Here is a 4218-nt window from a genome sequence, read left to right on the forward strand (position 1 = left end):
TTCGGCCGCCTCAAGGACTGGCGCCGCGTCGCAACCCGCTACGACCGCTGCCCGACAGCCTTCTTCTCCGCCATCGTCCTCGCTGCCACCGTCATCTTCTGGCTGTAATCAACGAGTCCTGACCCTAGTGCGCTGACGCTTCGCCATCCCGGTTCCTTTAAGCTATTGCGTTGGCAGAATAAGTTCGAGGGCGTCTGTAGCAAGAACTTTCCGGACCGAAACGGTCACGGCAAGCATTTCTTTGTAAGGTTGGTAGTTCGGCGGTGCTCGGTAAAGTATACTCAAGCGAGACAGAGGTATGAGACAGAGGAATCGTCTCAATAGGGTTTGACTCCGCAGCGTGAGACAGTCATACCAGCAGGTATAGACCCTATTGGTACAGAGGCTGTCTCATGACGATGATTGGCTATGCTCGCGTTTCGAGTGAAGATCAGGATTGCAGCGTTCAGGTTGCGGCATTGGAGGCAGTCGGTTGTTCGGTGGTTCGAACCGAAAAGAAGAGCGGGACCACAACGCAAGGACGTGGTGAACTTGAAACGGTCCTATCGTTCATCCGCGAAGGCGATACGCTCATGGTCACCCGGATTGACCGGCTCGCACGATCGGTTGCTGACCTAGAGAAGATTGTCGCCACCTTGAAGGATAAGGGGGCGTTCCTTCGCGCCACCGAGCAGCCGATTGATACATCAACCCCTGCGGGCGTCGCCTTCCTCCAAATGCTTGGCGTCTTTGCGCAGTTTGAAACTGCCATACGGCGCGAACGGCAGATGGAAGGCATCGCCACCGCGAAGGCGAAGGGCGTCTATAAGGGGCGGAAGCGGTCGGTTGATCCGGTAGGGATCAAAGCCCTTCATGCAGAGGGCGTAGGACCAACCGAAATTGCCAAACGGTTGGGTGTTGGTCGAGCTAGCGTTTATCGAGCCTTGGCAGCGTAGGCCCGGTTAATAGTGGCTGTGGGAGTCGAATGATGTGCAATCGCTATGCCCTTTCGGTTCCTGCGGCGTCACTGTTCCCACGATACAGGGCTACCGAAGCGGCAAACCCGGTAGCAGCGCCAGCCCCCGAACTGTTCCCCCGCAAACCCGCCTATGTGGTCCGCGATGCCGATGGCGTTCGCATCCTCGACGTTATGGCATGGGGCTTCCCCATGATGACGAAGGGCAAGAGCGGTAAGGATATTCGCAAGGACGTTACGAACGTTCGAAACCTAACCTCCCCCTTTTGGCGTTCGGCCTTGGCAAACCCATCACGGCGCTGCCTTGTGCCCTTTACCCGGTTTTCCGAATACGGGCAGGTTCGCGGCGACGATGGCAAGTTGCCGCTACATTGGTTCGACGTGCCATCGCAGCCGATAACCAGCTTTGCGGGGATATGGCGACCGACCGAAGAGGGGCCGGTGTTCGCCTTCCTTACGACCGAACCCAACGCCGTCGTTGCGCCTATCCATCCCAAGGCAATGCCGGTGTTGCTGCATCCCGAAGATGAAGAGCGGTGGCTAACTGCGCCCATAGCGGAGGCATTGGAACTGTCGGCACCATTCCCTTCGCAGCTGATGCGGGTCGAATGAATCGTTACTCGATTGCTGTCATAGGTTGGCGGCGTTGCCGCGAATGCGGAAGGTCTGCCGTTTCCTACGCGAGGTAGAACGCTACCCGGCGTGTTGTCGTCCAGCGGCTGTGTGGTACCCTCCGGTATTGCCGACAGAGTAAGGATGCCTTCGCAAATGGCAAAACCCAACCTCTCGAAGATTTGGGCTGCGTTCCCGGATCACGCGACTTACCCAACTTTACGCGACCTTTACACCCATTTGGGTGGGGCGGCAGAACGTAACATTATGGCTCCGGGCTTCGGTCCAAGGGGTAACACCTGCGCAAGCCGATTGAGTGTCGCGTTTAACAAAGGCGGATCACCTATCAACGCCGTAACCGCACGCGCTGCCGGTGCGCAAACGTTGGGAACCGCTGACGGCTCGCGTATCATCTTCCGTGTGACGGAATTTCGAAACTATCTCATTCGGCTATTGGGCAAACCGCTGGTCGACAATGCTAGCCCCTATGACAGCGCATTCCGGGGCAAACGCGGAATTGTTGCCTTCACGGTAAATTGGGCAGATGCCAGCGGGCATATAGCGCTATGGGATGGTGGCCGGTATCGAGAAGCTTCCGATAACTACTCGGTGTACTCGAACGGCAACGTCAAAACGTCGCGCGGTGAATTCTGGGAGTTGGGGTAATGCGCATGGCTATCATGTTCTCCGCTCTGTTGGCCGGTTGTAGCGGTCAGTCCCAACCAGTGAAGGCTGAAACGAAACCTGCCGCCCGCGACGTACTTGTTCAGTATGCGACAGCAAGTTGCTTCGCTTTCCAGCAGAACGATTATCTCAAGGATCAGGGGGAACGGTGGGCTGGTGCGATCATGCAGAATGCGCGCGGTCCCGTTGAGGAATGGACGCCAGTTGCCGATGCAGTGAAGGCGGAGCTTGCCCGTTCGGGGGTGGCGCAAGGACAGGGTGAAGGGCCACAATCGCCTACTGTACCCTTACCGGTCATGACCTGCGGAAAGATTGTCGCGACGCCTGCTGTCAGCCGCTCAATCGATGCTTCGGCGAAAGCGTTGGCGGACGATTACCAGAAAGAAGAGGGTAACGGCTAACCATGCTCTAAAAGCTCGCAGGACGTCATGGCTGACTCCGAATCCTAATACGGCGCTCTTATTCGCTGACAGCACGGTTCAAAGCGGTAAGCATTTGTTCCTCTGGAAAGGTCGCCAACATAGCGAGAATACATTTTCCTGCGACGTAGCCATCGCGGTGCATTGTTAGCGCGAATAGCCTTCCACCGCTGCGTGGCTCTTGGAACTGCCTTACCCAACCGTCGTGAATACCCACGCCTGCCGTCCGGTAGGGCGAAAGGAACACAACGTGTTCCTTACCCTTCATAAGGTCAGTAAAAACGATCTTCTGACGTAGAACGTTCGGGTCGCTTCGTTCATCATTCGCCGAACCTACCCCGACTACATCGCTGTTTGCTAAAATTGTCTTGGCAGCGTCTGCCACGGATAGCGCTTGTATCTTGGACCGATCACATACGGTTGCGGAAGCGTTCGGCGCAGCGCTCATGCAGATCGCAGCGAATGCAAGAAGCGGCATTTTGAACATGCGATTCTCCTGGCCGAACAGATCGGCAGTAACGCTTATAACGCCGATGCCGGTTACGGCGCGAGCCTGAACCGCCTTGCGAATCGTTCCCGTTCTGTTCTACCTAAAGAACGGAGGAAACGTCATGCTGGATTCGCAGGAAATGATTGCCGCTGCCATCCTATCGGCCCCCGGATGGGTCCGCCTTGGCATCACGGCACCGGACGCTCGTATGCGGGTACAGGCTGCGGAAACCATGGCCGCGCACCTTCGCGAGTATGTGGGCGAACCGCTTTCAGTGCAGGATCGCAACCAACTGCCGCTGCCCTTGTGAGCCGTGGTCCAGCCAATCAGATACCTTACCGATCTGCGACACGGGTCGGTCCAAGCGGAATGCCGCGCTTGCGGTAGGATAGCCCTATTCTCCCCTTACGAATTACAGCGACATTGGGCGCGTAAGGGTTGGCGCACCGATTGGCCGGATTTTGCGGAAAGACTACGGTGCCAATGTGGTGCGCGGGGGCCGAAGGTAACGTGGTCACCTTGCGCACCACCGCCAGATGATGACTCACCACCACCGCGCCCACGGTTTGCGCGCCCAAAGGCGTCACAGCATTGGAAGCCAGCGGGTATCGAGCAGAGCGAGTGGGATAGGGCTAGGGACGATAGGGAGCGGCGCAGAATCGTTAGGCGCGTTCGCGGGTAGCTCGTAGCTGACAGCTATGACCGCCATTGCACTTCAAGCACCCCTACGGCATTGAAGCGTCGCGGTTCGCAAAATCGAACCGTGGGGGCTGGTAATCCTCTTCAATCTACGTGGCCGGTCACAGCGTTGTGGCCGGGCTGCGGGCGCGTATGTCCAAGGTTTCGGCCTAAAGTCTCTAGCTGCTGCCCCTCCGTGTGAGGGATATCCCAACTTCTTCTGCTACCTCATGATCTGCTCCTTCGCGGATCGTTGCAAGATCACCCGTCATCACCCCCGGAGTGCAACAGTCTCTTCGCGGTCGGGCGCTTTGCGATGGCCGTTGGGCCTGTCGCCTGCCGCAATATGGGCATTCACGTGCAAAGGGTGGAGCTTCAAC

6 protein-coding genes and 1 pseudogene are annotated in these 4218 nt (G+C 57.5%); 6 read left to right on the plus strand and 1 reads right to left on the minus strand.

Translation table 11 applies throughout. The features are described from left to right. The 5 genes and pseudogenes from CA237_RS19110 to CA237_RS19130 all read left to right on the plus strand — a co-directional run. Positions 1-108, plus strand: a pseudogene (locus CA237_RS19110) (IS5/IS1182 family transposase); the annotation flags it as partial. 284 nt (positions 109-392) lie between these two features. Further along, positions 393-935, plus strand: a complete 543-nt coding sequence (locus CA237_RS19115) for a recombinase family protein (protein WP_066693020.1) — start codon at positions 393-395, stop codon at positions 933-935. A gap of 32 nt (positions 936-967) precedes the next feature. Next, a complete protein-coding gene (locus tag CA237_RS19120) occupies positions 968-1567 on the plus strand; it encodes an SOS response-associated peptidase family protein (RefSeq protein ID WP_066693028.1) in 600 nt (199 codons plus the stop codon). A 156-nt stretch (positions 1568-1723) separates the two neighbouring features. Further along, entirely contained in the window at positions 1724-2233 is a 510-nt protein-coding gene (locus tag CA237_RS19125; RefSeq protein WP_164523932.1) for a T6SS effector amidase Tae4 family protein, read from the plus strand. Positions 2234-2238: 5 nt separating this feature from the next. Next, positions 2239-2652, plus strand: coding sequence for a hypothetical protein (locus CA237_RS19130; protein WP_126015281.1), 414 nt, complete (start codon positions 2239-2241; stop codon positions 2650-2652). A gap of 58 nt (positions 2653-2710) precedes the next feature. Here CA237_RS19130 and CA237_RS19135 read toward each other — a convergent pair whose 3' ends face one another. Continuing rightward, positions 2711-3157 (minus strand): hypothetical protein, encoded by a 447-nt coding sequence (locus CA237_RS19135; RefSeq protein WP_126015283.1) that lies wholly within the window; start codon positions 3155-3157, stop codon positions 2711-2713. Between the two features lie 124 nt (positions 3158-3281). Here CA237_RS19135 and CA237_RS19140 point away from each other — a divergent pair, with 124 nt between their 5' ends. Next, positions 3282-3470 (plus strand): DUF6771 family protein, encoded by a 189-nt coding sequence (locus CA237_RS19140; protein WP_066693022.1) that lies wholly within the window; start codon positions 3282-3284, stop codon positions 3468-3470. The last annotated feature ends 748 nt before the right edge of the window (positions 3471-4218 follow it).

Origin of the sequence: Sphingomonas sp. ABOLH (genome assembly GCF_003951715.1) — a bacterium.
GTDB classification, from domain to species: Bacteria; Pseudomonadota; Alphaproteobacteria; order Sphingomonadales; family Sphingomonadaceae; genus Sphingomonas; species Sphingomonas hankookensis_A.